Genomic DNA, 24,215 nt, shown 5'->3' with positions numbered 1-24,215 from the left:
TATCGGAAGATTTAGTTCGCTTATCGAATGTATTCCGAAACGAATGCGGGACGGAAACTCCGAACCGACGCCGCTGTCGGCGGGTGGGTACGAGCGACTGCGCCGGTCGACCGAGACGTACCGCGAGGACCTCGTGCTTCGTCTCGGCGCGGAAGTCGGCCTCACGCCGGCCGAGATGAGTCAGTTCGAACCCGCACACGTGACCCGGCGACGACGCGGAGGAACGGAACTCTACTTCCTGTCCGTCCCGACCGACGGGCGGGCGGCGTACCTGCCGAACGAGGTCGAACACGACCTGCGGAAGTACGTCACGACGACCGGCATCGACGGGACGGAGCGAGTGCTTCCGGTCACGCCGCGTCGCCTGCAGATGCTCGTGGCGTCGGTCGGAGCGCGGGCCGCCGAAACGACCGAGCGCGAGGAGTTGGCCGAGGTTTCGACCCGCGACCTGCGCCGGCACTTCGCCCGAACGATGCTCGCCGACGGCGTCCCTCCGAGCGTCGTCATGCGAATCGGTGGATGGGACCGCATCGAGAGCCTCGCGCCGCTCCTCGACGAACCGACCGACGACGAGGTCCTCGATGCGCTCTCGCCGGACGTCGTCGACGGCGGCGGGCGTGCCGGGGCAGGGGAACCCGACCGACTGCATCGGGTCGTCGAGACTGCGCGAAGCGTCGGGTCGACACTCTCGGCAGTGAACACCCGAAACGAGGTCGAGCAGGCCGTCTGCGACGGACTCGCCGAGTCTGACCAGTACCGTTTCGCTTGGACCGACTCGGGCGAAACCGACGCGCGGGCGTCGCTCATCGCCGCCGGCATCGACGAGGAGTCGCTCGAAGCGGTCCGTCGGTCGCTCGCCAGTCGAGGCACGGATTTCACCCGGCGTGCGTGCGAGGCCGGGGCCGTCCAGACGGTGCGTCTCGGCTCGTCATCGACCTCGGAGAACGGCCCGTTTGCCGTCGTTCCGCTGGGACACGGCGAAACCGCCTACGGCGCGCTCTACGTCGCCCTCGACGGCGAGGAGGTCACCGATCCCGAGGCGGACGTGCTGGTGACGCTGGGTCGCCACGTCGGACAGGCAATCGCCGCCGCCGAGCGCCGGAAGCTACTGCTGGCCGACACGGTCGTCCAACTGGAGTTCGAGTCTTCGGACGAGCGGGACGTGCTCGTTCGGCTCTCCGCGGACCTCGGCTGTTCGATTCGACTCCGCGGCGTCGTCCCCATCGAGGAGCGGGCGTTGCTGTGTTTCCTCACCGTTCGGGAGGCGGCGACGGACGCGGTGTTCGACGAGTTGCAGTCGTCGGCCGACGTCGAGCACATCCGCCTGATACGGGACCGAGGGACGGAGTCGCTCCTCGAAGTCGCGCTCTCCGCGGGGTCGACGATTACGGCGCTCACCTCCTACGACGGCACCGTCTCGCGGTTCGTCGCGGAGGACGGCGTCGCCCGTTTCGTCGGCGAGTTCTCGAACGAAACGCCGCTGCGAGACGTGATGGCCGACCTAACCGACGCCTATCCCGACACCGAACTCGTCGCGAAACAGGAGGTCGAACGGCCCGCGCGGAACACCGCCGACTTCCGGGCGTCGCTCGTGGCGCGACTCACCGACAAGCAACAGTCCGTCCTGCGAGCGGCCTATCTCGCCGGGTATTTCGAGTGGCCTCGCGGCAGTACCGCCGAAGACCTCGCCGATTCGATAGATGTCTCGTCGCCGACGCTTCACCAACATCTTCGAACCGCACAGCAGAAACTCATGACCGCGTTCTTCGACGACGACGCCGACGGGGAGGCTTCGACCCTAGATCCTTAGGCGTGCGACGCCTTGGCACACAATCGTTCATTATTGAATGATAGTTTACTAAAGAATATATACAATAATTCAGACCGAACATATCCGGCTCTGAAGCCTGTGAAAGTCCTCTAAAGACTATTGTGTATAATCGTGGTGTTAATTTTCGATAATTAGTTACCCTACTTATGCCCCTTGTCGAGACTCGTTACCACGTACTATGGCACAGGGTGACGCTGAACTGGAGGCACGGCTGGCAGAACAAGAGGAGTTCGAACCCTCCGAGGAGTTCGTCGCGCAAGCGAACGTCTCGGACCCCGACATCTACGACGAGTTCGAGGAGAACTGGCCGGACTGCTGGGAGCGGGCCGCCGAGATGCTCGACTGGGACGAAGACTACGACGAGGTGCTGGACGACTCGAACCCGCCGTTCTACGAGTGGTTCACCGGCGGCGAACTGAACGCCTGTTACAACTGCGTGGACCGCCACGTCGAAAACGGGGACAAGAATCGCGTCGCCATCAAGTGGGAGGGCGAGCACGGCGAGACGCGGACGTACACCTATCAGGACCTGTATCGCGAGGTCAACGAGTTCGCCGCCGCGCTCCGCGCGCAAGGCGTCGAGGAAGACGACGTGGTGACGCTCTACATGCCGATGATTCCCGAGCTGCCAATCGCCATGCTCGCGTGCGCCCGCATCGGCGCGCCGCACTCGGTCGTCTTCGGCGGCTTCTCGGCCGACGCGCTGGCGACGCGGATGAACGCCGCGGACTCCCGATTCCTCGTCACCTGCGACGGCTACTACCGCCGCGGCGACGCCCTCGACCATCTCGACAAGGCCAACGAGGGTCTCGACGGCGTCGACCACGGCGTCGACGCGACGGTCGTCGTCGACCGCCTCGGCGACGACGGCTTCGGTCACGACCTGAAGGGCAACCAGCACGACTGGGACGACCTCCTCGACGAACAGAGCGGCGAGCGAGTCGCGCCGGTCGAACGCGACGCCGAGGACATGCTGTTCCTCATGTACACGTCGGGCACGATGGGCCAGCCGAAGGGGGTCAAACACACCACCGGCGGGTATCTCTCCTACGCGACGTGGACTTCGCACGCCGTCCTCGATATCGAGAGGGAAGATACCTACTGGTGTTCGGCCGACATCGGCTGGATTACCGGCCACTCGTACATCGTCTACGGGCCGCTCGCACTCGGTTCCACGACGGTGATGTACGAGGGCACGCCCGACTTCCCAAATCGCGACCGGATGTGGGATATCGTCGAGAAGTACGCGGTCGATATCTTCTACACCGCGCCGACGGCGATTCGCGCGTTCATGAAGTGGGGTAGTCGGTTCCCCGAGTCGCGGGACCTGTCGAGCCTCCGCCTGCTCGGGACCGTGGGTGAGCCGATCAATCCGCGCGCGTGGAAGTGGTACTACGAACACATCGGCAACGAGGAGTGTCCGGTCGTGGACACGTGGTGGCAGACCGAGACCGGCGGCATGATGATAACCACGCTACCGGGCGTCAAGAACATGAAGCCCGGGTCCGCCGGGCCGCCGCTGCCGGGTATCGACGCCCAAATCGTCGACACCGACGGCGACGAAGTCGAACCCGGCCGGGCGGGCTACCTCACGGTAAACAAGCCGTGGCCGGGGATGCTCCGGACGCTCTACGACAACGACGAGCGCTACGTCTCCGAGTACTGGGCGGAGTACTCCGACACCGACAGCGACGACCCCGACGACTGGGTCTACTTCCCCGAGGACGGCGCGAAAGTGGACGACGACGGCTACATCACTGTCCTCGGTCGCGTGGACGACGTTATCAACGTCTCGGGCCACCGACTCGGCACGATGGAGATCGAGTCGGCCATCGTCGGCGTCGAAGGCGTGGCTGAGGCCGCCGTCGTCGGCGGCGACCACGAGGTGAAAGGCGAGGCCGTCTACGCCTACGTCATCACCGAAGACGGGTACGAGGAGGGCCCAGACCTTCGCGCGCGTATCATCGAGGGCGTCGAGGACGCTATCGGCCCCATCGCCAGACCCGAACGGGTCGTGTTCACGCCCGAACTGCCGAAGACGCGGTCTGGCAAGATTATGCGCCGCCTGCTCGAAGACGTGGCGAACGGCGCGGAACTGGGCGACACCTCGACGCTCCGAAATCCCGAGGTCGTCGAGGAAATCGCGGCGAAGGTCCGCACTCAGGCCGACTGAACGGCCGCAATCGACCGAGCGAATCGAGAGCAACTGCGAGACGCCGAACCTATGTCAAGCGAAACCACCGAGTCAGATATTGACTCACACGCTACGAACGCCGACCGGAGCACAGCTTCCGACCACGACGAGATAGACTACCTGTCGCGGGAGGTGAACCTGTTGAAACCGAGCACCCCGTTCATGCGAGACCACCTGAAAGTAATCTGGGTCGGTTTCATCGCGTGGGCGCTCCTCACGTTCGGCCCGCCGGTGCTCACCTACTTCGCACCGGCGACGATGACCGCGCGGCTTCCGGTCGTCGGCTTCCCGGCGCACTACTTCCTCGTCGCCGTGTTGTCGCCGACGAGTTCGCTCGTCCTCGCGTTCGTCTACTCGCGCAAGCGCGACCAACTCGACAAGCGCTACGGCATCGACCACACGGCGTCGACGTCGCGCTCGAAGAGTGAGAGCGAGGCCGCCGTCGCCGACGGAGGGAGGGTCGAATGACGCCGAGCGTGTTCCTCCAGTCGGGAGACCTGCTCCCCGAGGCGCTCAACATCTCGTTCAAACTCGTGCCGGCCGTCATGGTCGTCGGGATGTTGGCCCTGTTTCTCGCCATCGGCTACGTGTTCAAAGTCGCCGACACCGAGGGGATGTGGGTCGCCGGCCGGTCCATCGGAAACATCGAGAACGGAATGGCAATCGGCGCGAACTGGATGTCGGCGGCCTCGTACCTCGGATTGGCGGGGCTCGTCGCCCTCGCGGGCTTCTACGGCCTCGCGTTCATCATCGGCTGGACGGCCGGCTACTTCGTCCTGCTCATTTTCCTGGCCGCGCAGATGCGTCGGTTCGGGAAGTACACGGCACCCGACTTCGTCGGCGACCGGTTCAACTCCGATACGGCGCGGGCGATCGGCGCGCTGACGACCATCCTCATCGGGTTCGTCTACTCGGTCGGACAGGCCCGCGGGATGGGCCTCGTCGGGCTGTACGTCTTCGGGACCGACTACGTCACGATGGTCGTCGTCATGATGGCGATTACGGTCGGCTATCTGACCATCTCCGGCATGATGGGCGCGACCAAGAACATGGCCGTCCAGTACGTCATCCTCATCGTCGCGTTCCTGACGGCCGTCTACGTCGTCGGCTTCACCGGCGGCTACTCGACCGTCCTCCCGCAAATCGAGTACGGCCAGCTCATCGGCGAGCTGTCCGCGGAGTTCTCCGAACCGTTCGCCAACGCGGGGTTCTACCTCTGGATCGCCACGGCGTTCTCGCTCATCTTCGGCACCTGCGGGCTCCCGCACGTGTTGGTCCGGTTCTACACCGTCGAAAACGAGAAGACGGCGCGGCAGTCGACCGTCTGGGGGCTGTTTTTCATCCTGCTCCTGTACTGGAGCGCCCCGGCGCTGGCGGCGTTCGGCGTCGACCTCTACGACGCCTCCCAGTACGGCCCGACGTTCGCGGCCAACGGCGGCATGAGCGGCGGCGAGGGCGACCTCATCGTCGTGCTCGCGGCGCAGCTTTCGAACCTGCCGACGTGGTTCGTGGGCCTCGTGGCGGCCGGCGGCATCGCCGCCGCCATCGCGACGACGGCGGGGCTTTTCATCACCGCCTCGTCCGCCGTCTCCCACGACATCTACACCAACATCATCAACCCCGACGCGACCCAGCGCCAGCAGGTGTTCGTCGGCCGGGCGACCATCGTCGCGCTCGGCGTCATCGTGACGATAACCGCGTTCGACCCGCCCGCGCTCGTCGGCGAACTGGTCGCGCTCGCGTTCTCCCTCGCGGCCATCGTGCTGTTCCCGATGTTCTTCCTCGGCCTCTGGTGGGAGAACACGAACCGTCAGGGCGCGCTCGCGGGCATGAGCGTCGGCCTCGCGCTCTGGGTCGCCGCGGTGGTCAACGACCTCATCTTCCACTTCAGCGACGCCTTCGCCGAGTTCGTGCCGGCCATCGGCGCGGCGCTCGTCGGCACGCCGCTGGTGTTCGTCATCACCATCGCCGTCTCGATGGCGACGGACGAGCCGCCCGAGCGAATCAAGAAGATGGTCCGGCAGTGTCACAGCCCCGAACCGATGGGCCAGCAGCAGTCCGCAGAAGACGTCGTCATGAGCGCCGACGGGGGCCAGTCCCCCGCGGACGACTAACCAATGTACGAACACATCCTCGTTCCGACTGACGGAAGCGACGCGGCGGAGTACGCCGTCGAACAGGCGGTCGACATCGCGTCGAAGTACGGCGCGACGGTCCACGCGCTGTACGTCGTCGACGTCGACGCCACCAGCTACTCACTTGGGACAGAGCAGGTCGACCGCATCCGACAGGGCCGCCTCGACGACATGCCCGAAGTGAAGGAGGCGGCCGACAAGGCGACGGGCTACGTCGCCGACGCCGCCGCAGAACACGGGCTGGCCGTCCGCGAGCACGTCGTCCCGGGCGAACCGGCGCGAGCCATCAGGAAGTTCGTCGAGGACAACGACATCGACCTCGTCGTGATGGGCTCCCACGGCCGCTCCGGGCTCTCCCGGGTCGTCCTCGGGAGCGTGACCGAACGCGTCCTGCGGCGGACCCGACTTCCGGTGCTCGTCGTCGACGTCCACGAAAAGAAAGCGGAAGCGGAAGCAGAAGCCGAAGCGGAACCGTAACCCATGCACGACACGACCCGCGCGAGGACGAACGCGCCGTCCGCGGCTCCCGACGGGGTGACCCGCCGATGAGCCTCGCGGAGACGATTCGCACCCACGTGCGCGAGCACCGCTCGGGCATGCTGACCGACCTGCTGTTCGCCCTGGCGTGGGTGACGGTCGTTTCGCTCCTGTTCGACGTCGTCGACGGGCCGCAGTGGGCGTTCTACCTCTGTCTGGGTGCGGGCGTCGTCGCGTACTTCGGCTTCTTCGCGTCGGTCGAAGCCGCGCGCGAACAGCGCTGACGCCAAGTTCTTCTTTAGGTCGACGCCCGCCGACGCGCTCACTCGTTCGTCGCCGTCGCCGACGGCGGACCTGACGTCGTCAGCGCCGCGCCGACCCTCGCGCCCGCTTCGCCGAGGAGCGCCGACAGGCCGAATCCGAGCAGGCCGACGGTGGCGACCCCGCCGAGCATCATCAGCCACCCCCCGACGACGAACCACGTCGGGCCGGACAGCGCGGTGGCGGCCCCGAACACGGTGGCCAGTATCCAGAGGACGGGGAGCCCGCCGACGAGTCCCGTCCGGACGCCGACGCCGGTCGCCGTCCCGTGCCGTCGCTTCGCCAGCGCGCCGACGACGAGCCCGGCGAAGAACACCGCGCTCAGCGACATCGCCGACCGGCCGTCGAGATAGCTCCACGAGACGAACGCCGCCGCGACGAGCCCGCCGGCGAGGCTGTACCGCCGTCGCCACGGGAGTTCGGACGGCGCGCGAAATCTGGTCATACTCCCATTCATGTCTCCCATCTAATAGTTCTGTTCACGAATCGCCGAAAAATCGGGTCGCTTCGGGGCTACTCGTCGCGCTCTCGCCGCCGGTAGGCGATGCCCAGCCCGGCGGCGAGTAGCACGGCGACGACGGCGAGCGTCCATCCGGTGGCGTCGCCGCCGTCGTCGCCGGCGGTCTCATCGCCGTCGGCCTCACCGCTGACGGCCTCGCCGCCGGTAGCCTCGGCGGTCGAGTCGTCGACCGACGCCGCCGTCTCGGTCTCGCCTGCGTCCTCGACGGTGACGCTGCCGACGACCCGGTCGCCGACCGCGAGTTCGTACGTTCCGGGCTCGGCGAACGCGTAGCTGAGCGTTGCCGTCCCGTTCTCGAACGCGCCGAGCTCCACGGTCTGGCCGGCGACGCGCTCGCCGTCGACCAGTACGTCGAGTTCGTGGGACCCTCCCGCGCCGCCGAGGTTCGACACGTCGACCGAGAGTTCGACTTCCTCTCCGACCGACACGCTCGTCTCTGTGACCTCCGCGGCGGTCGTCTCGAAGACGGGGACGGTCGAGCCGATGGTGAACCGCGACAGGCCGGGCGAGGTCGCCTCGAAGACGTAGCGCGACTCGGAGTCCTCGACGAGGCTCGCGTCGAGCCTGCGCCACTGCGTCTGTTCGTCGCGGTAGAGCGCGACCGACTCCGGGCCGACGCCCGTCGTCTCGAAGTAGTCCTTCCGAACGCTGAACGTGAACGTCACGTCGTCGATGTCGTCGTCGTGTATCGAGTGGTCGACGACGACGTAGCCCGCCGAGGTCGCGCCCGTCTCGCGCCGGAAGCGCTCGCTCGTGGCCTCGTCCTCGGACGCCTCGTACGTCGTGACGCTCAGCGTGAAGTCGTCCTCGTTTTTCACGTTCATCGAGAGCCGTGCGACCGAGATGTTCTCGGCGGCGGTCGACGCCGATTCGTCGGCGCTCGCGGCGTCCCCTGCGCCCCCGGCGGACTCGTTGGTCTCGGTCCCGCCGGCCTCGGCGTCGGTCGCGGGCGGTTCGAGCGCGATGACGACGGGGCGGCTCGTGTCGACGTTCGTCACCGACACGTCCGACCGCTTCGTCGTCCCTTCGCTCGCCGTGTCGACGACGACGTCCGCGTCGTCGTCCGTCTCTTCGGTCGTCTCCGCGGTTCCCCCCGACGACGAGGAGGAGGATGACGACGACGACGACGATGACGACGATTCTTCGTTCACGGTGACGGTCACCGTGTCCGAATCGACGTTGCCGGCGGCGTCGGTCACGTTCAGGGTGACGGTGTAGGTGCCGGTCGAGCCGTAGCTGTGGGTCTCGGTCGCGTTCGTCGCGTTCGCGCCGTCGCCGAAGTCCCACTCGTAGGCGTCGATTGCGCCGTTGTCGGTCGACCCGCTGGCGTTGAACTCGACCGCGGTCCCCTCCGTGACCGACACGTTGTCGCCGGCGTCGGCGGTGGGTGCGGTCGTGTCGTTGACGGTCACGACCAGCGAGTCGGAATCGGCGTTGCCGGCGGCGTCGGTCACCGTCAGCACCACGTCGTACGTGCCGGGGTCGGCGAACGTGCGGTTCGGAGTCGCTCCGGTCGCGTTCGTGCCGTCACCGAAGCCCCACTCGTAGCTGTCGAGGACGCCGTTGTCGGTCGACCCGCTGGCGTCGAACTTGACGGCGGTGTCCTCGTCGACGGTCTGGTTGCTCCCGGCGTCGGCGGTCGGCGCGGTCGTGTCGTTGACGGTCGCGACGAGCGTGTCGAACGCGCTGTTGCCGGCGGTGTCGGTCGCGTTCAGAGTGACGGTGTAGGTGCCGGGGTCTGCGAACGCGTGGGTCGCGTTTTCGCCCGTCGCGTTGGCGGAACCGTCGCCGAAGTCCCACTCGTAGGACGCGATTCCGGAGGCGTCGGTCGCCGTCGCGTTGAACTTGACGGCGGTGTCCTCGTCTACGGTCTGGTTCGCGCCCGCGTCGGCGGTCGGCGCGGTCGCGTCGGTGACGGTGACGACCAGCGAGTCGGAATCGGCGTTACCGCCGGTGTCGGTCACGTTCAGCGTGACGGTGTAGGTACCGGGGTCGGCGAACGTGTGACTCGGGGTCGCTCCGGTCGCGTTCGGGGAGCCGTCGGCGAAGTCCCATTCGTAGCTGTCGATGGCGCCGTTGTCGGCGGACTCGCTGGCGTCGAATTTGACGGCGGTGTCCTCGTCGGCCGTCTGGTTGGCACCCGCGTCCGCAGTCGGCGCGGTCGTGTCGTTGACGGTCACGACCAGCGTGTCGGTTCCCTCGTTCCCCGCGGCGTCGCTGGCGGTGAACGTCGCCGTGTAGGTACCGGGGTCGACGAAGGTGTGAGTGGCGTTTTTGCCGGTCGCGTTCGCGCTGTCGCCGAAGTCCCACGAGGTGCTCGTGACGCCGACGGCGTCGGTCGCCGTCGCGTTGAAGTCGAGCGCGACGTCCTCGTCAACGCTCGCGTTCGCCCCCGCGTCGACGGCGGGCGCGACCGTGTCGATAGTGACGCTGTCGGACTCGCTCGCGGCCCCATCCTGCCCGTCGGCGTTCTCCGCGGTGTCGACCGTGACGGTGTAGGTGCCGTCGCTTCCGGTCTCGTACGGCGACGCGAGCGCGTACGTGTACGGCTCGCTCCCCGATTCCGCGAAGTCGGCCTCGGTGAACGTCGTCGAACTCGGGCCGGCGACCGAGACGGAGATGTTCGTCAGGGCCTGCGACGAGTCGAACGACACGGAAAGGTTCTGTCCCGTGGGATTGGTCGCGTTGACCGCGGAGACGGCGGGTGCCGGTTCCGCGAGCGCGTGGAACTGACTGCCGCTCCCGTAGTAGAGGTAGCCGTTCCACGCGAGCGGCGTCGCGTAGAGGCTGCTCGCTGGCGAGTTGTACTGCCACAGTTCCGTCCCGTCGGTCGCGTTGAACGCGCGGACGGTCGAATCACCGAAATCCGAGATGTAGAGCACGTCGCCCGCGACGACCGGCGCGCCGCGGAAGTCGCTCCCCGACGCGTTCCAGCGTCTGCTTCCGTCTGCGGCGTCGAGCGCGACGAGTTCGCCGCCGCGGCTCGCAGCGTAGACGACGCCGTCCGCGTACACCTGACTCGAATCCACGTCGCCCGTCAGCGAGTAGTTCCAGCGCTTGGTGCCGTCGGTCGCGTTGATGGCGTACACGCTTCCGTTCCCGCTTGTTTCGCCCGCCGCGCTGTCGCTCCCGACGAACACCGTGTCGTTCGCGACCGTCGGGTCCGACTGGCTCTCGTCGAGGAGCGTGTAGTTCCAGAGTTTCGCCCCGGTGGTGGCGTTCAGCGCGGTCAGGTTCCTGTCGCCACCCGACACGTAGACGACGCCGTCGACGACCGCGGGGTTCGACTCCACCAGCACCGGCTGGTACATCGTGTAGTACCAGAGCTCTTCGCCGGTGTCGGCGTCGACCGCGGTCAGGTTCCCGTCGTTGCTCCCGAAGTAGACGACGCCGTCGACGACCGCGGGGGCCGACCGGACGTTCGTCTGCGTCTCGTAGTTCCAGATTTCGGTGCCGTCGGTCGCGTTTATCGCGTGTAGCTTGTGGTCGTTGCTCCCGATGTAGAGGACGCCGTTGGCGTAGGCGGGCGTGGTCCACGTCGAACCCCAAGTCCCTCCGGGCGTCGCGTTCCACTTCACCTCGCCCGTTTCGGGATCTAACGCGTAGAGTTCGCCGCCGTCGTGGAAGGCGGTGTAGAGGGTGTCGCCCACGATGGTCGGTTGCATCACCTGCGGGGCGGTGTCGGAGACGTTCCAGACTTCCACGGGTTCCGTGAGCGGCCCCTCCTGGTTCGGGTAGTTCCCGAGGTTTTCCGGCCCACCGTGGAACTTCGCGTTGGCCGCCTCGACGGTCACGGTCTGTGCGGCGAGCCCCCCGGCGGCGACGTCGTAGGTGCCCGCCCCCCAAAGCGTCTCCGTGAACGTGAGCTGTCGGCTTTCGCTCGCGTTGAGCGTCCCAGTTCGGTACGCCACGACTGCGCCGTCGACGGTGAGCGTCGTGTTGTACGGTTGCTGTGACGCCCCGGTGTTTTCGACGGTGACGTTCACGGTAACGGCGCTTCCCTCGTAGAGCGTCGTCGGCGTCACCGAGAGGTTCGAATGCGTGATATCCGCGCCGTTCGTGACCGCCGCCGCGCCGACAGGCATCCACGCGACGAGCGAAATCACCGTCACCAGCGTCAGCACGAGTGTGCTCACCTGCTGTCGCGTTATCCCGACCCCCCTCGTCATCGGCTGTTCGCCTCCCCGTCCGTCCTGCCGTGGCCCCTGAGTCCCTTAAATACCATATTACTGCCAAATACGGATTCACGTCCGATAATTGGTCGATACAGACTAACGGGGATATTGTATAACGATGCCGAATAAAATCGGACTTTTGAATATAAATATTTTAAACTACGATTCCGAATATAATTTTGTTATGTTGGATACTCACACGATTATATTAGAAACATTTTACAAATTCTAGAATTCGTGACTTCAGAGGGTTGATCAGGGGTATTTAGATAAATATTCTCAGTCGTCTCTAACTTTAATATTGCTATTTTTATTCAATACTTTCTGATGGGGAAGTTATCAAAACAAATATTTTGAATGGCGGTCTCACGCCAGTCTGCTCACTCAACGCATTGTTCGTTGAGACGACGACAGCGATGAGAGCGACGACAGCGAACGACGCTGTGCTCACGGCTCACGGGCCGCCGCCGGTCCCTTCGTCCGGTAGGAGCGTCGAAACGAGGAGCACGAGCAACACGAAAAGCGCGAGGAGAAACAGCGTCTCCCGCTGTGCCTGCACTATCGAGGCGTCGAACACGTCGGTCAGTAGCTCCCGTTGCGCCGATGTGAGACCGGCGAGAAACGCTCGTTGGGTCTCTTCGGTCGCCGTCTCGGCGGCGGTTTCCAGCGCGACGACGAGCGCCCCTCGCTCGCTCGCCGACACGCTCGCGTTAATGGCGGTCAGCACGCCGTCGACGACGCCGTCGTAAAAGCGCCCGAGCAGGTACGCGCCCACGATGGCGGTCCCGAACGAGTAGCCGAGCATCATCGTCGCGTTCAGCAGGCCGGACGCCGCCGCCGAGTCCCGCTTTTCGACCGCCGAGAGCGTCATATCGATGAGCTGTGCCATCACGAGCCCGAGACCGAGCCCCACGAGCCCCATCGGTACGGCGAGTTGCGTCACCGTCGCGTCGAGCGTCGTCTGCGACACGAGCGCGAGCACGCCGACTCCCATGAGCACGACGCCGCCCTGAATCAGCAGTTTCGGCGCGACGATCCGCCGCCAGTCGGTCGTGAAGATGGACGCGACGAACGTCGCAATCGAGAACGGGAGCATCGCGACGCCGGTCTCGAACGCGGTGTAGCCGGCCCCGGACTGGAGGAAGACCGGGACGACGAAGATGAACCCCGCGAGGACCAACGACCGCGCGGCGTTCGTGACGACGCCGGCGGTGAACTGCCCGTTCGATAGGAGCCGGACCGGGACGAGCGGCGACCCGCCCTCGCGCTCGACGCGGCGCTCGTACTGGACGAAGCCCGCGAAGACGACGGCCCCGAAGCCGACGAGCCAGAGGGTCGGAGACGCGCCGAGCAGGTCCAGTCGCACGCCGCCGACGACGAACGGCCGGCGGGCCAATAGCCAGCCGTACCGCCCGGCCAAGAGGACACCGGCGACGAGGGCGGTCGTCCCCACCACCGAGAGGACCGTGCCGCCGACGTCCAGTTTCGTCGGCGTCTCGCTCAGAGACTCCTCGGGGAGATACCTGACGAACGCGAGCGCGACGAGGACGATTAGCACCTCGATGCCGAACCCCCATCGCCAACTCGCGAACGTCGTGACCGCGCCGCCGAGTAGCGGTCCGAACGCGGCACCCGCGGCGTTCACTCCGGCGAGGATACCGAGGGCTTTCGCCCGGTCTGCGCCCTCGTAGCTGACGAGGAGGACGGTGAACGTCAGCGGGAGCAACACGGCGGCGGCGGCCCCCTCGACGACCGACCAGCCGACGTAGAGCACGACGACGTTCCAACTCAGCGCCGCCAGCGTCGTCCCGACCCCGTACACGAGGAGCGTCGCGGTCATCAGCCGCCGAACCCCGTACATTGACGACAGCTTGCCGCCGGGGAGAATCAGCGCCGCCATGACCATCGCGTAGAACGAAATCGCGCCCTGAACGACCGTGACGGTCGTGTCGAGGTCGGCGACGATAGACGGAATCGCGACGTTCATCAGCGTCGAGTCGATGACCCCGATGAACATCGCGAGACTCACCGCCACGGCCGGCCCCCAGTACGCCAACCCGCTCTCCGGGTCCGTCGCCACCGCGCCCTCTCCGAGGGCGTGAGCGTTCGCGTCTGCGTCCATTATCCATGTTACTACTTCCCATCCGATAAACCCCGCTGACAGTGGGGTGTGACCCGTCTTCCGGTCGGTTCGGCTCAGCCGTGCGACGACCCGATGTCGAGCGACTCGCCGCAGTACGGGCACCGTTCGACCCGCTTTCCTCCGGGCCGTCCTCGGTCGGGCGTCCGTGTCGCTTCGGCCACCTGCGCCCGTTCTCCCGCCCGCTCCGCGAAAAAGCCCGCGGCCAAGATGCTCGACGGGAGCGCGAAGAAGGCGACGCCGCCGAGCATGGTCGCAGCGCCGAGCAGACGCCCGAGCGGCGTCACGGGAACCACGTCGCCGTAGCCGACCGTGGTGAGCGTCACGACGCCCCACCAGAGCGTCTTCGGAATCGACGAGAACGCGTCCGGCTGGACGCTCCCCTCGACGAAGTACATGAGCGTCGACGAGACGAGGACCAACATCCCGGCCCCGCTGAACGCGACCGCGAGGTCGGAGCGCTGCGCGTCGAGGACTCGCTTGAACCGCCGCCGGGAGCGTCTGAACCACGAGAGGTTCAGCACGCGAACCAGCCAGAAGACGCGGAACAGTCCCGACTCGAACAGGCGTATCTCGAAGAGGAGTCCGGTCCAGAACGTCGCGATGACGAAACAGTCGACGACCGAGATGGGGTCGCGGACGAACGCGAACCGACTCCGTCCGGCGTCGGGAGCGGCCGAGCCGGCGGCCCAGAGCCGGACGGCGTACAGGCACGTGAACAGCGCGATGGACGTGACGAGCAGGCCGTCGAAGTAGGCCCCGAACCGTGCGTACAGCGACTCGACGGTCGAGAGGACGACGGCGACGACGTTCGCCGACGCGAGGACGAACACGAGGCGCTCGAACCGTTCGCCCCAGCGGTTCTCGGAATCCGGGTCGACCACCGTCCACACCTGGTCTCTGGACGTCTGTGTCATGTCCGACTATCGCCGCCGAGCCATATGTCGTTACCCCCGCCATCGCGGTTCGGACCGTCAGCGGTCGGCCGTGTCGGCTTCCGCCGCAGTCGCCTCGTCCGACCGGGCCGCCGACCGGACGACCGTCCGCGACGGAATCGCGGCCTCCCGCCTCGGTGCCGGCGTGACGAGCCGTTGGAACCACGTCTCCTCGTTCGGCGCGGACTTCTCGACGCGTTCGTAGTCGACGGCGACCCCGCCGTCTTCCGTCGCCGACACGCGCACGTAGTTGAGTTGGTACCACGAGTAGAACACGGGCGGGAGGACGCCGAACGCGGACTCGACGCGTCGCAGTCGCTTCAGCCACGTCCCCGTGTTGACGACGACCCCGCCTTCGATTTCGGTGACTGCGGGTCGGTGGGTGTGCCCGTAGACGAACACCGCGATTGCCGGGTCGGACGCGAACAGTTCGCTGGCGGCTCTCAGATAGGTGTCCGTCGACGAGGTCCGGTCTTCGGGCCGGTCGATGCCGAACCGCCGGAGCGTCTTTCGGACGTCTCTCGCGAAGACGAAAAGCGGTATCGCGACCAGTATCAACAACAGCGTGACGGCGAGGTTCGCGGTCAAAAGCAGGTCGACCAGCGTCCCGACCGGGCCGAACAGCCCGAGGAACCGCTCGATGAGGTCCATCGGGAGCGACCAGAGACCGGCGGCGTCGAGCGCGAACGCGAGCACGTAGAGAAAGCCGACGTTGAAAAGGAGGAGAAACGGGGCGGAGACGTATCTGAGCCACGGGCTCATCTCCCGATAGAAGTAGTTCGACAGCATCCACGCCGGAATCTGCGTCATCGGCGTCACCGCCTGCACGTCTTTGAGCCAGTTGAACTTCCCGCGCTCGGAGAGCCGGCCGGCGCGGCTCGTGACCTGCCTGTTGACGAAGTATCCCGGGGGGTTCGCGTGGGGGTTTCCGAAGTCCGGAATTCGGTTGTTCGGGTCCCGTTGCATCCCGTGTTCGACGTGGACGACGTAGTCGCCGACGGGCCGGGTTATCGAGACCGCCTGCCGGAGCGTGAGGTTGAACTCGGCCAGTCGGTCGACGTACTCCGGGTAGGCGGCGAGTTCGTAGTCGTGGTTGCCGGGGATGAGCGTGATGGGGATTCGCTCGCCCGTCGCTTCGAACTGGTCGAACAGCTCCGGATAGCGGTCGACGAGCGCGTCGAACTTGTCGAGCCCGTCGACGTCGGTGAACTCCCACAGCCCGAACGCGTCGCCGTTGATGAGTAACTCGGCGTCCTCGTCGCCCGTTTCGAGCGTCCGAAGGAACGACAGCAGTTCGTCCAGAAAGTCGACCTGCCCCAGTTGCTCGTCGCCGCCGATGTGGAGGTCGCTGATGAAGTAGTACGCGTCGGTCACGGCCATGCCCCCGGGGAGCTAACGAGCGACGTACCGGTGAGAGTGCGGTTACTGGATGTGTGACCGGTGAGTGGGCGACTGGTGGCTGCGAACGCGCCGGCCGAAGCTCTCGTCGCCGCGTCGTCGGAGACCTGCGCCTCGACGAAGCCGACTCTGACGACCACGTCTCGGTCCAACCCCTCGGTCAGTTGGTCGTCGAACCGCTGTGCGAGGTCGGGCGGCGCTTGCAGGTCGCGCGGAATCCCCACGAGCACGTCGACCCGCGGTTGATTCCCGAGGAGGTAGTCGACGGGTCTGTAGTCGACCGTGACGCTGACGAGTTCGACGCCCTCGATGTCCGCCTCGTCGAACTGTTGCTGGAGTTCGGTCTGCGTCTGCTGTTCGAACGACGCGGTCTGGAACGACGCGTACGTCACGCCGGCGAGGACGAGCGAGAGGACCGCGATAGCCACGCCGATGACGGCGATTCGAGAGGCGATGGACGCTCTGACTCCCTCCCGCTCGCCGGCGTCCAGCGGCTTGAACCCCGACAGGTAGAACAGAATCAGCGCCGAGAGGTTGATGGCGAGGAGGTTGACGACGACGAGCACCGCGCCCGCGACGGCGACAACGGGAAGCCCGAACGCGATGCCGAGCCCCGACGTCGCCGCCGGCGGGACGAGCGCGACGGCGATGGCGACGCCGACGAGGGTCGAACCGGACCCGCGCATGATGCTTATCGCCCCCGCGATACCCGACCCCAACGCGAGGAACAGCGACAGGACGTTCGGACTGGTGCGCTCTGCGATCTGCGGTATCGCCTGTATGTCGACGCCCGGCGGAATGAGAATCGTCTGCTGGAGTATCACTCCGAGGACGGCCGCCGTCGCGATGGCCGCCGCGAGCCCCGTCACCTGAAGCACGACGCCGCGGGTCGCCATCTCCCGGTCGGCCAGAATCGCCCCGACGGACGCCGAAACCGCCGGCCCCATCAGCGGGGCGACGACCATCGCCCCGATGATCGTCGCCGCGGAGTCGAGAAGCAGGCCCGTCGCGGCGATGACCGTGCTGAGTATCAGGAAGCTGAAGAACGTCGAGTTCGCCGGCGCGAGGTCCTCGGCCCTCGCGTGGAGTTCCTCGCGGGAGATGCGGAGTCCGGGAAAGCGCTCTTTCAGCGCCGAGAGGCGCTGTGAGACGACCGTCTCCGTCGGAAGTACGATGGTGTAGCTGTCGTCTCTGACGCCCGCGGCCCGCAGTTCTTCTATCACCGTTTCGACGCCGCTGGGCGGGACCGGAAACTGCACCATCGCCTCGAAGTCGCCGCGGCCGACCTCCTCGAAGACGGCGTAGTCGATGGCCTGCCGGTCGAGCGACTCAAGCACGCTCTCTCGGCTCCCCCGGGGTATCAACACCTGAACGAGTCGCATACGGAGTACAACGTCCCGCGGGACCAAAAAATATGAGTGCTCTGATAGGATGGCTTACTCGATTGTCTCGCGTTCCCCGTCGACGGTTCCGAGCGTCTCCCCGATGGCGTCGACGAACGCCCGCTCGGCCGGGCTGATTCGCCGGCCTCCCAACCCCAGTAGCCCGCCCTCGACGCCGGCGTCTGCGACTCGCTCGGCACACCAGCGCACGAACTGTGCGTACTCGGCTCGCTCCGCCGCGGTCGCTCGCGCTCGGACGATTGTCGCCGCCTCCCGACAGTAGTCGTGCGCGCGAGCAACGGTCACCGCGCGGTTGAAATCGTGCGTCTCCGCGTCGCGTCGCACTCGGCCGGCGTTCGCCCGGACGAACCCGGCGAGGTGCGTGACGAGCTCCGTCTCCGGCTCGAACTCGTCGGCGTGTCGGAGGGTTCGACGAATGGTTTTGAGCTCTCGCCACAAGCCGCCGTTCGAGGCGACGACGACGCCGTACATCACCTCGACCGGCGTCTGCGCGAGCGTCCGCCACTCTTCGTGCGTGAACGACTCCCGATCGGTCATACCGAACGATTGGCGGGCGACGAATATAGAGACGCAGGTCGCCGCGGGCCGAACGGGCGACCGCTCTCGAACGTCGCCGGGCGAAACTCGTTCGAGGGGCCGTTCCCTGACTTTTCGGTATTCCACGAATTACTGGCTCTGAGACAGTCAGCGACTCGGTAAACGCAGTTTATTATGGTTTCCTGCTTACGTGTGGGTGAGTTGATGAGATGAGTTCACTAGTCGTACTCGCGTTCGATACGATGGACGGTGCGGAGAACATGCGGGAGAAACTGTACCACCTCCAGCGGCGCGAACTGATTACGATAGAGGACGCCGCCATCGCCGTCCGAAAAGAAAACGGGCAGGTGAAAGTCAAACAGGCCCAGAGCCTCGTCGGCGTCGGCGCGCTGGGGGGTTCGTTCTGGGGCCTCCTCATCGGCGTCATCTTCTGGATGCCGTGGCTCGGGATGGCGGTCGGGGCGGTGACGGGCGCGCTCAGCGGGAAGTTCACCGACATCGGCATCGATGACGCGTTCATCAAAGAGGTCGCGAACACGGTCGAACCCGGTAACTCCGCGCTGTTTCTGTTGTCCCACGACGCACAGGTCGACCGAATCAAAGCCGAACTGTCGGACGTCGAGTTCGAGATCATCGAGACGAACCTCTCGCCCGAGGACGAAGACCGACTCCGTGAGGCGTTCGCCGCCGAGGAGATCGCGGGATAAGCCTCGCCCGGCCGGACCCAGCCAGCCGTCTATCCGGGCGCGAGAGCGCGCTCGCCGAGTCGAGTAGTGGTGACGGTGTGTGACGGGTGGCCGTCTCCCCGAAGGGTGCGGGTCGCTCGCCGATGAGGCGCTCGGTCCATCGTTAGTGTATCCCGCGAGACCAATCGAACCCGATGCCCCGATTCTTCTGTGCGGCTCTCGCCTTCCGGCCCGAATGTCGAAAGACAGATACAGTGGGGCATTAAATCAGTATAATTGTCATCTACTATGACTGATCTCCTCTCCGACAACCCTGACTCGGATGCTCACAGCGGTGTTCGAGACCCGAACCGACTACCCGCTCAGAGCTCCACTACTTCGTTGGTCCGGGCCGCCTCGTGGATCGCGGAGATGATACGCATGTCTTCGAGCCCGTGTCTCCCGTCTGCGTACACCGGGGTATCGCTGAGGATACGGTCTGAGAAGTAGTCGAACTCCTCTCTCATCTCGCGTTCGTCGTCGAACGTCTCGTGTTCGACGGTGACTTTGGTGTCGTTACGCGAGAGGTGGAGCGAGCACTTCCCGTGGAAGGCCGGGTGCAGGTCTATCTGCCCCTCGGTTCCCGTAATCTTGAGCTGGGTGTCTTCGTGGGCGTTTTGGCTGTCGGTGGTGACCATCTTCACGTCGTCTTCGAGGACTAACAGCGCCCCCGACCGTTCGTCGGGGACGTCCTCGAACGCGTCGTGGTGAGAACTCATCTGCGATTGCACCGCGACCGGGTCACGGTCGAGGAGGAATCTCGCCGTGTTGATGGAGTAGATTCCGAGGTCCATCACGGACGTTCCGTAGCCCGACAGCTCCGGGTCGAGCCGCCATTGGTCCTCGTCGGGAATCATCTTTAGCAGCGGTTGGGTGTTGTTCCCGTACACCGACACGGGTTCGCCGATGAACCCCGATTCGATGAGGTCACGGGCCCGACGGACTGCGGGGTCGGTGTGCATTCGATAGGCGACCATCAGGGGTACGTCGGCGTCGTCGCACGTTTCGACGACCCGTTTCGCCCGCTCGACGGTCGATTCCATCGGCTTTTCGCAGAGGATCGCTTTGCCGAGCGATGCCGCGGTTTCGACGTATTCGAGGTGGAATGCGTTCGGCGTTCCGACGTACACGGCGTCGTACGCCGATTCCGCCTTCCCCTCGTGGAACTCGTCGTAGCTGATGCCGTGGTCGACGCCGTTGGCATCAGCGAGTCGCTGCGCTTTCTCGGTCGTACTGCTCACAAGAGTCGTTACCTCCCCGAGTTCGGACGATTCGATGGCGGGGAGTGCAACGTCGACGGTCCACCACCCGAGGCCGATTAACGCGTATCGAACGCTTCCATCGGTGGTCGTCTGCCAGTCGCGCTCCTCGTATGAATCGAGCCATTCTTTCATGAGTATCCAAACTGAGTAGCCTGTAGTAAACTCTTGGGGTAGTTGCGTGCCGCCCGTGTTTCGATAGCCGGGGGGCGCGAACTCAGACGCTTCGAACGCTGCTCACATGCCTCACCACGCATGAACGCTCCGCTTTCGGGCACTCTGATACGAGCCGATGCACAATGGACGTCCGATCGCCACGGCCGACGGGACACGGCGGCCGCTCGAAGCCGACGGCCATCGACGGAATTCTTTGTCTGAGAACAGCGAATCCCGGTGTGTACTGTTCCCCCTCCGAATCGTTCGTTTACGAGGCCGATAGCCGCCATCACTGACGCTACTCGCGTACTGATCGCCCTCACGTCGGACGTTAGTTCTGAATTAGAGAACGATATCTGGCTGACTATTGCACGGCGAACGTCCCTTGTCTGGTGGCGTTTACGAAGGATGTGCGAGGATTTACAAGCTTATATTTGTAATTCTGACCGGATTATTTTAACCTGCTCTTCCGGACAGATTCCGTAGTAAAGGCCCTCTGAGTTCGGTTTCGGCGACGAAATCGCTGGACTCGTCCCACCCCTGGACTCTGGGGTGGGAGTGCAGACAGTGAGTCTTGGGACGGGTCTCGCATATATTCGTCATTTCAGAACGGCCCCGCGGATTCGAATACCGGTTGCCGGCCGATATCTGGCCACACGAACTGCACCGAGAGCAGTTGGCGGGTGGACGCCTCACTCCTCCTCGCCGATAGTGGGTCTTCCCACGACGACTCGCCGAAGAACGACTGAAGCACTATCAGGGCATCCACGTACTCAGCGGAGATGCCAGTTTCGTACTGATCCTCCTGTAGCAATGAACCGCCTCGGGGTCAAGCCCCGAGGCACTCGCGTTGATTCGTCTGTAGAGTTTGAGGAAGCCTGCCCTACTTTGAGGTATCGTCGAGGAGCTGCCGAGCGTACCGGTAGATCGGCGCCCCAAGCCAATCGCGTCCTTCTGCCATGGTCTCGAAAGCGACTCTTGCTTCCTCTTCGCTGAGAGCAGCGCGTTTGACCAGTGCCCGGAGAACGATCGGAGATAACGCAACTTCTGCACTCACTAGTTTTCGAAGCTCAGGAAGGGCTCTGTAGTCGTCGGTGATCAAGAACGCTGCATCCATCTCACGGACTGCAGCTACGCAGCTGGCTTCACCATCGTCGATTCGACTCGTCACAAACTCACCACTAGCGACAGCAACAACGGTGAACTCGTCGGCCATATCGAGGGCGGTATTGGCGGCTTTGCCATGGTGGTCGTTGTACTCAGCAGCTCTGTGTAGTTCCTCAAGAACTGTCTCTGTAGTGGCGACGTCAAACTCGGTGACGAAGACGTCAAGCACTTCGCCGACTGAAAGAGAGATGAATGCGCTCGTGTCTACGACGAGCATTTAGAGGTCTGCGAGTTTGTCTGCGAGCTCTTCGCCACGATCAAGCACCTCTTTCGACGCACGGACAGCTTCGGCATCTTGCCGCCCGATAATCTCGACAAGTTTCTCGAACTCGATGTGGTTGTCCAGATACAGTTCGACGACGGCCTCACGAAAACTCTCATCAGACTCCTTCTCTTCGAGATACTGTCGGAGTGCTTCGATGAGAATCTCCGTTCTGTTTTTGTGAGTAACTTCGGCAGCGATGTCGGCGTGTGTTACCAACTCTTCGGGGAGCCGGAAATTGACCCGTTTCGTGCTCATGTACATACGTTGTATGCACAGAATCAAAACTGTGTCGGCTCCTCGTCGCTTGACTCCCCTCGCAAAGCCACCTCAGATATCGTCAGAAGTTCTGGAGTTCAGATCTATAGGGAGCGAAACGAGTTGTCAGTTCTCAGCATAACCGTTGGTATTTGGACTACACACCCCACCGTTTCCGGAGAAACGGAGTCGGAATGCAGGTACTCGTCACCAGGTTTGATTCAAGCCCGACAGCCTTGTTGAGAAGGCACGCGACACATTCATCCTCCGAAACTCTGGTGGGCGTACCGTGTGTTCTTGTGTATCGCTCTATGTGGTTTATCGAACCCGACCTCAACTGGAGTCAGACGCGTACTCCGATCGCTCGCCGGTGAGCGGTCGGGTACGGGAATAGCGATGGCGAGGATACCGACGATACCGACTTGGAAGAGCTCCTCTCCGACTTCGTTCGGAAGTCGATGGTTGGTCGTCGAGACGGTGTTCGGACCCGTGCGATCGAGACCAGCGCTCCCGATCTGAATCGGCATCGTTCGAGCCGCTTCCGGGACTGACTCGCACTCTCGGGACCCGCTGCACCTGCGTTACCGTCGTCCGGATATGCATCGCATTACTTATCGAGACGATTGCTTCACTATCAGCCGATATACGTGATTTCGATGGGTTCATCTGTCTCGTGGCTCGGTTTTCAGTCAAATGAGAATCTGTCGTCGTCGCCGACCGTTCTGGATACCACACCACCAGAGACCGCGTCGGGTGGTGTGAGGTATGGCATCCGTACTGCTCGTTCTCTCGATTGCGCTCCTCGCGGCCCTGTTCATGTCGTTCACCGTCGGGGCGAACAGTAACTCTGCGCCCGTTGCGCCCGCCGTCGGAGCGAACGCGCTCTCGGTTCTTCGGGCCGCCCTGCTCGTCGGCATCGTCGCCGGACTGGGGGCGGTCCTTCAGGGAGGCAGCATCTCCGAGACCATCGGCAAAGACCTCGTGACCGGCGTGTCGATTACGCCGCTCGCGGCGGCGGCGGCCCTGCTGACCGCCGCGACCCTCATCACGATCGGGAACACCTACGGGTATCCGATACCGTCCGCGTTCACCGTCACGGGGGCGATGGTCGGGTCCGGCATCGCCCTCGGCGGCGGATTCGCCGTCGACGAGTACGCCGTCATCCTCGGGTTCTGGTTCGCCATTCCCATCGTGGAGGCCGTGCTCGCGTACGTCATCGCGCGCGGGCTCCGGAGCGACGCCGTCCCCGAAACCGTCGGAATTCCCGTCCTCGGTGGCGCAGTCGGCTACGCGTTAGCCAACATCCAACTCACGGTCATCCCGACTGCGAGCGGCGCACAGGGGTCGGTCGCTCGATACCTCGCTACGACGTCCCAGCTCCTTCCGACGGTCGTCGGCGGCTCGTACACCCTCGGGATGGTCGCCGTGAGCGTACTCTGCGGGCTCGTTGCCCTCGTCGGGACGCTCGGGTTGCTCCGACGCGACGAGACTGCCGGCATCAATCAGTTTCTGGTCGCGCTGGGACTTATCGTCGTGTTCACGAGCGGCGGCACGCAGGTCGGACTGGCGACCGGCCCACTGGAGGCGGTGTTCGAGACGGACCTCCGGCTCCCGTCTCTCTACCTGCTTGCACTCGGCGGCGGCGGGATTCTCCTCGGCGCGTGGATTCGTGGGCCGCGACTCGTGCAAGCCGTCTCGAACGAGTACGCCGCGCTCGGCCCCCGGCGGTCGATAGCCGCCCTGATTCCCGCCTTTCTCATCGCCCAACTCGCGATCGTACTGGGTATCCCGATCTCGTTCAACAAAGTGATGATCGCGAGCATCGTCGGCAGCGGACTCGCGGCGAGTTCGTCCGGCGGGAGCGGCGTCTCGCCGCGGAAGGTCGGCATTACGCTCGGCTCGTGGGTCGGCTCGATGTTCGGCGCGGGCCTCATCAGCTACGGCCTGTATCGCGTCCTGACCGCGGTTCAAACCGTCGGCTAGTCAGGAGACGATCTGGTCGATGATCTCCTCCTCCGCGGCCCGGGTTTTCATTCCCTCCCACGTCTCGAAGTCGGTCGTCGAAGCGATGTATCCGTTGAGTCGGTCACGAGGGACGTCCTGGACGTCGCCGACGTCGTCGAGGGGCCACGGGCTCTGCTCGCAGAACGCGGCGAACGAGTCGAACTCGGTGTGGTCGCTCATGAACGGCTGTGAGAAGAACGCGTCCGACTGCACTCGCGTGCCCGCTTGCAGTTCGCCGATTCGGTCCAGCGCGCTCTCGACTCGTTCTTCGAGACCGTTCAGGCCGGCAACTCGAAGGTCCATATCCGACGGTCGCTC

20 protein-coding genes are annotated in these 24,215 nt (G+C 64.7%); 8 read left to right on the top strand and 12 right to left on the bottom strand.

Annotated features, from left to right (window positions below; all coding sequences use genetic code 11):
- The first annotated feature begins 43 nt into the window (after positions 1–43).
- The 6 genes from FY251_RS07380 (at position 44) to FY251_RS07355 (ending at position 6,921) form a co-directional block, all read left to right on the top strand.
- Positions 44–1,810 carry a bacterio-opsin activator domain-containing protein gene (locus FY251_RS07380; RefSeq protein WP_148414136.1) on the top strand — a complete coding sequence of 589 codons (1,767 nt, stop codon included), beginning with the start codon at positions 44–46 and terminating at the stop codon, positions 1,808–1,810.
- Between the two features lie 199 nt (positions 1,811–2,009).
- On the top strand, positions 2,010–4,004 hold the full coding sequence (gene acs / locus FY251_RS07375; protein ID WP_148414135.1) for an acetate--CoA ligase: 1,995 nt from the start codon (positions 2,010–2,012) through the stop codon (positions 4,002–4,004).
- Positions 4,005–4,055: 51 nt separating this feature from the next.
- A complete protein-coding gene (locus FY251_RS07370) occupies positions 4,056–4,493 on the top strand; it encodes a DUF4212 domain-containing protein (RefSeq protein ID WP_148414134.1) in 438 nt (145 codons plus the stop codon).
- The gene (locus FY251_RS07365) at positions 4,490–6,139 is read left to right on the top strand and encodes a VC_2705 family sodium/solute symporter (protein ID WP_148414133.1); all 1,650 of its coding nucleotides are present in this window, start codon (positions 4,490–4,492) and stop codon (positions 6,137–6,139) included. Before FY251_RS07370 ends, FY251_RS07365 begins: the two co-directional genes overlap by 4 nt.
- 3 nt (positions 6,140–6,142) lie before the next feature.
- Positions 6,143–6,637 (top strand): universal stress protein, encoded by a 495-nt coding sequence (locus FY251_RS07360; protein ID WP_148414132.1) that lies wholly within the window; start codon positions 6,143–6,145, stop codon positions 6,635–6,637.
- A gap of 68 nt (positions 6,638–6,705) precedes the next feature.
- The gene (locus tag FY251_RS07355; protein WP_042661938.1) at positions 6,706–6,921 is read left to right on the top strand and encodes a hypothetical protein; all 216 of its coding nucleotides are present in this window, start codon (positions 6,706–6,708) and stop codon (positions 6,919–6,921) included.
- A 38-nt stretch (positions 6,922–6,959) separates the two neighbouring features.
- Here FY251_RS07355 and FY251_RS07350 read toward each other — a convergent pair whose 3' ends face one another.
- The 7 genes from FY251_RS07350 to FY251_RS07320 form a co-directional block, all read right to left on the bottom strand.
- A complete protein-coding gene (locus FY251_RS07350) occupies positions 6,960–7,403 on the bottom strand; it encodes a DUF5518 domain-containing protein (RefSeq protein WP_148414131.1) in 444 nt (147 codons plus the stop codon).
- 68 nt (positions 7,404–7,471) lie between these two features.
- Positions 7,472–11,647 (bottom strand): PKD domain-containing protein, encoded by a 4,176-nt coding sequence (locus FY251_RS07345; RefSeq protein WP_148414130.1) that lies wholly within the window; start codon positions 11,645–11,647, stop codon positions 7,472–7,474.
- A gap of 460 nt (positions 11,648–12,107) precedes the next feature.
- A complete protein-coding gene (locus FY251_RS07340) occupies positions 12,108–13,775 on the bottom strand; it encodes an MFS transporter (protein ID WP_148414129.1) in 1,668 nt (555 codons plus the stop codon).
- Positions 13,776–13,849: 74 nt separating this feature from the next.
- Positions 13,850–14,710, bottom strand: coding sequence for an ion transporter (locus FY251_RS07335; protein ID WP_148414128.1), 861 nt, complete (start codon positions 14,708–14,710; stop codon positions 13,850–13,852).
- A gap of 57 nt (positions 14,711–14,767) precedes the next feature.
- Positions 14,768–16,102 carry a metallophosphoesterase gene (locus FY251_RS07330; RefSeq protein WP_148414246.1) on the bottom strand — a complete coding sequence of 445 codons (1,335 nt, stop codon included), beginning with the start codon at positions 16,100–16,102 and terminating at the stop codon, positions 14,768–14,770.
- Positions 16,099–17,508, bottom strand: a complete 1,410-nt coding sequence (locus tag FY251_RS07325; RefSeq protein ID WP_255516624.1) for a TIGR00341 family protein — start codon at positions 17,506–17,508, stop codon at positions 16,099–16,101. Before FY251_RS07325 ends, FY251_RS07330 begins: the two co-directional genes overlap by 4 nt.
- Before the next feature lie 54 nt (positions 17,509–17,562).
- Positions 17,563–18,066, bottom strand: coding sequence for a hypothetical protein (locus FY251_RS07320; RefSeq protein WP_148414127.1), 504 nt, complete (start codon positions 18,064–18,066; stop codon positions 17,563–17,565).
- Positions 18,067–18,308: 242 nt separating this feature from the next.
- Here FY251_RS07320 and FY251_RS07315 point away from each other — a divergent pair, with 242 nt between their 5' ends.
- On the top strand, positions 18,309–18,773 hold the full coding sequence (locus FY251_RS07315) for a DUF1269 domain-containing protein (protein ID WP_082256226.1): 465 nt from the start codon (positions 18,309–18,311) through the stop codon (positions 18,771–18,773).
- A gap of 341 nt (positions 18,774–19,114) precedes the next feature.
- On the opposite strand, the gene gfo6 is transcribed toward FY251_RS07315, so the two are convergent.
- From gfo6 to FY251_RS07295, 4 genes are all read right to left on the bottom strand, one after another.
- A complete protein-coding gene (gfo6, locus tag FY251_RS07310; RefSeq protein WP_148414126.1) occupies positions 19,115–20,185 on the bottom strand; it encodes a D-xylose 1-dehydrogenase Gfo6 in 1,071 nt (356 codons plus the stop codon).
- Between the two features lie 625 nt (positions 20,186–20,810).
- Positions 20,811–21,020, bottom strand: coding sequence for a hypothetical protein (locus tag FY251_RS07305; RefSeq protein WP_148414125.1), 210 nt, complete (start codon positions 21,018–21,020; stop codon positions 20,811–20,813).
- 69 nt (positions 21,021–21,089) lie between these two features.
- Entirely contained in the window at positions 21,090–21,590 is a 501-nt protein-coding gene (locus tag FY251_RS07300) for a hypothetical protein (RefSeq protein WP_148414124.1), read from the bottom strand.
- Positions 21,591–21,899, bottom strand: a complete 309-nt coding sequence (locus tag FY251_RS07295; protein WP_148414123.1) for a CopG family transcriptional regulator — start codon at positions 21,897–21,899, stop codon at positions 21,591–21,593.
- 759 nt (positions 21,900–22,658) lie between these two features.
- Here FY251_RS07295 and FY251_RS07290 point away from each other — a divergent pair.
- Positions 22,659–23,876 carry an inorganic phosphate transporter gene (locus FY251_RS07290; RefSeq protein WP_148414122.1) on the top strand — a complete coding sequence of 406 codons (1,218 nt, stop codon included), beginning with the start codon at positions 22,659–22,661 and terminating at the stop codon, positions 23,874–23,876.
- Here the strand turns inward: FY251_RS07290 and FY251_RS07285 are convergent, their stop codons facing one another.
- Positions 23,877–24,200 carry a hypothetical protein gene (locus FY251_RS07285; protein ID WP_148414121.1) on the bottom strand — a complete coding sequence of 108 codons (324 nt, stop codon included), beginning with the start codon at positions 24,198–24,200 and terminating at the stop codon, positions 23,877–23,879. It lies immediately after the preceding gene.
- Between the last annotated feature and the right edge of the window lie 15 nt (positions 24,201–24,215).

Source organism: Haloferax sp. KTX1 (assembly GCF_902410085.1).
GTDB lineage: Archaea > Halobacteriota > Halobacteria > Halobacteriales > Haloferacaceae > Haloferax > Haloferax massiliensis.
Note: the sequence above shows the minus strand (reverse complement) of the source record. Positions and strands in the feature narration are given on the sequence as shown.

Coding starts and splice junctions, on each gene's coding strand:
- FY251_RS07295 (WP_148414123.1), bottom strand. CDS start 21,899: ATGTACATGAGCACGAAACGGGTCAATTTCCGGCTCCCCGAAGAGTTG.
- FY251_RS07350 (WP_148414131.1), bottom strand. CDS start 7,403: ATGACCAGATTTCGCGCGCCGTCCGAACTCCCGTGGCGACGGCGGTAC.
- FY251_RS07300 (WP_148414124.1), bottom strand. CDS start 21,590: ATGCTCGTCGTAGACACGAGCGCATTCATCTCTCTTTCAGTCGGCGAA.
- FY251_RS07360 (WP_148414132.1), top strand. CDS start 6,143: ATGTACGAACACATCCTCGTTCCGACTGACGGAAGCGACGCGGCGGAG.
- FY251_RS07290 (WP_148414122.1), top strand. CDS start 22,659: ATGGCATCCGTACTGCTCGTTCTCTCGATTGCGCTCCTCGCGGCCCTG.
- FY251_RS07340 (WP_148414129.1), bottom strand. CDS start 13,775: ATGGACGCAGACGCGAACGCTCACGCCCTCGGAGAGGGCGCGGTGGCG.
- FY251_RS07285 (WP_148414121.1), bottom strand. CDS start 24,200: ATGGACCTTCGAGTTGCCGGCCTGAACGGTCTCGAAGAACGAGTCGAG.
- FY251_RS07380 (WP_148414136.1), top strand. CDS start 44: ATGCGGGACGGAAACTCCGAACCGACGCCGCTGTCGGCGGGTGGGTAC.
- acs (WP_148414135.1), top strand. CDS start 2,010: ATGGCACAGGGTGACGCTGAACTGGAGGCACGGCTGGCAGAACAAGAG.
- FY251_RS07345 (WP_148414130.1), bottom strand. CDS start 11,647: ATGACGAGGGGGGTCGGGATAACGCGACAGCAGGTGAGCACACTCGTG.
- gfo6 (WP_148414126.1), bottom strand. CDS start 20,185: ATGAAAGAATGGCTCGATTCATACGAGGAGCGCGACTGGCAGACGACC.
- FY251_RS07325 (WP_255516624.1), bottom strand. CDS start 17,508: ATGCGACTCGTTCAGGTGTTGATACCCCGGGGGAGCCGAGAGAGCGTG.
- FY251_RS07370 (WP_148414134.1), top strand. CDS start 4,056: ATGTCAAGCGAAACCACCGAGTCAGATATTGACTCACACGCTACGAAC.
- FY251_RS07355 (WP_042661938.1), top strand. CDS start 6,706: ATGAGCCTCGCGGAGACGATTCGCACCCACGTGCGCGAGCACCGCTCG.
- FY251_RS07365 (WP_148414133.1), top strand. CDS start 4,490: ATGACGCCGAGCGTGTTCCTCCAGTCGGGAGACCTGCTCCCCGAGGCG.
- FY251_RS07320 (WP_148414127.1), bottom strand. CDS start 18,066: ATGACCGATCGGGAGTCGTTCACGCACGAAGAGTGGCGGACGCTCGCG.
- FY251_RS07335 (WP_148414128.1), bottom strand. CDS start 14,710: ATGACACAGACGTCCAGAGACCAGGTGTGGACGGTGGTCGACCCGGAT.
- FY251_RS07315 (WP_082256226.1), top strand. CDS start 18,309: ATGGACGGTGCGGAGAACATGCGGGAGAAACTGTACCACCTCCAGCGG.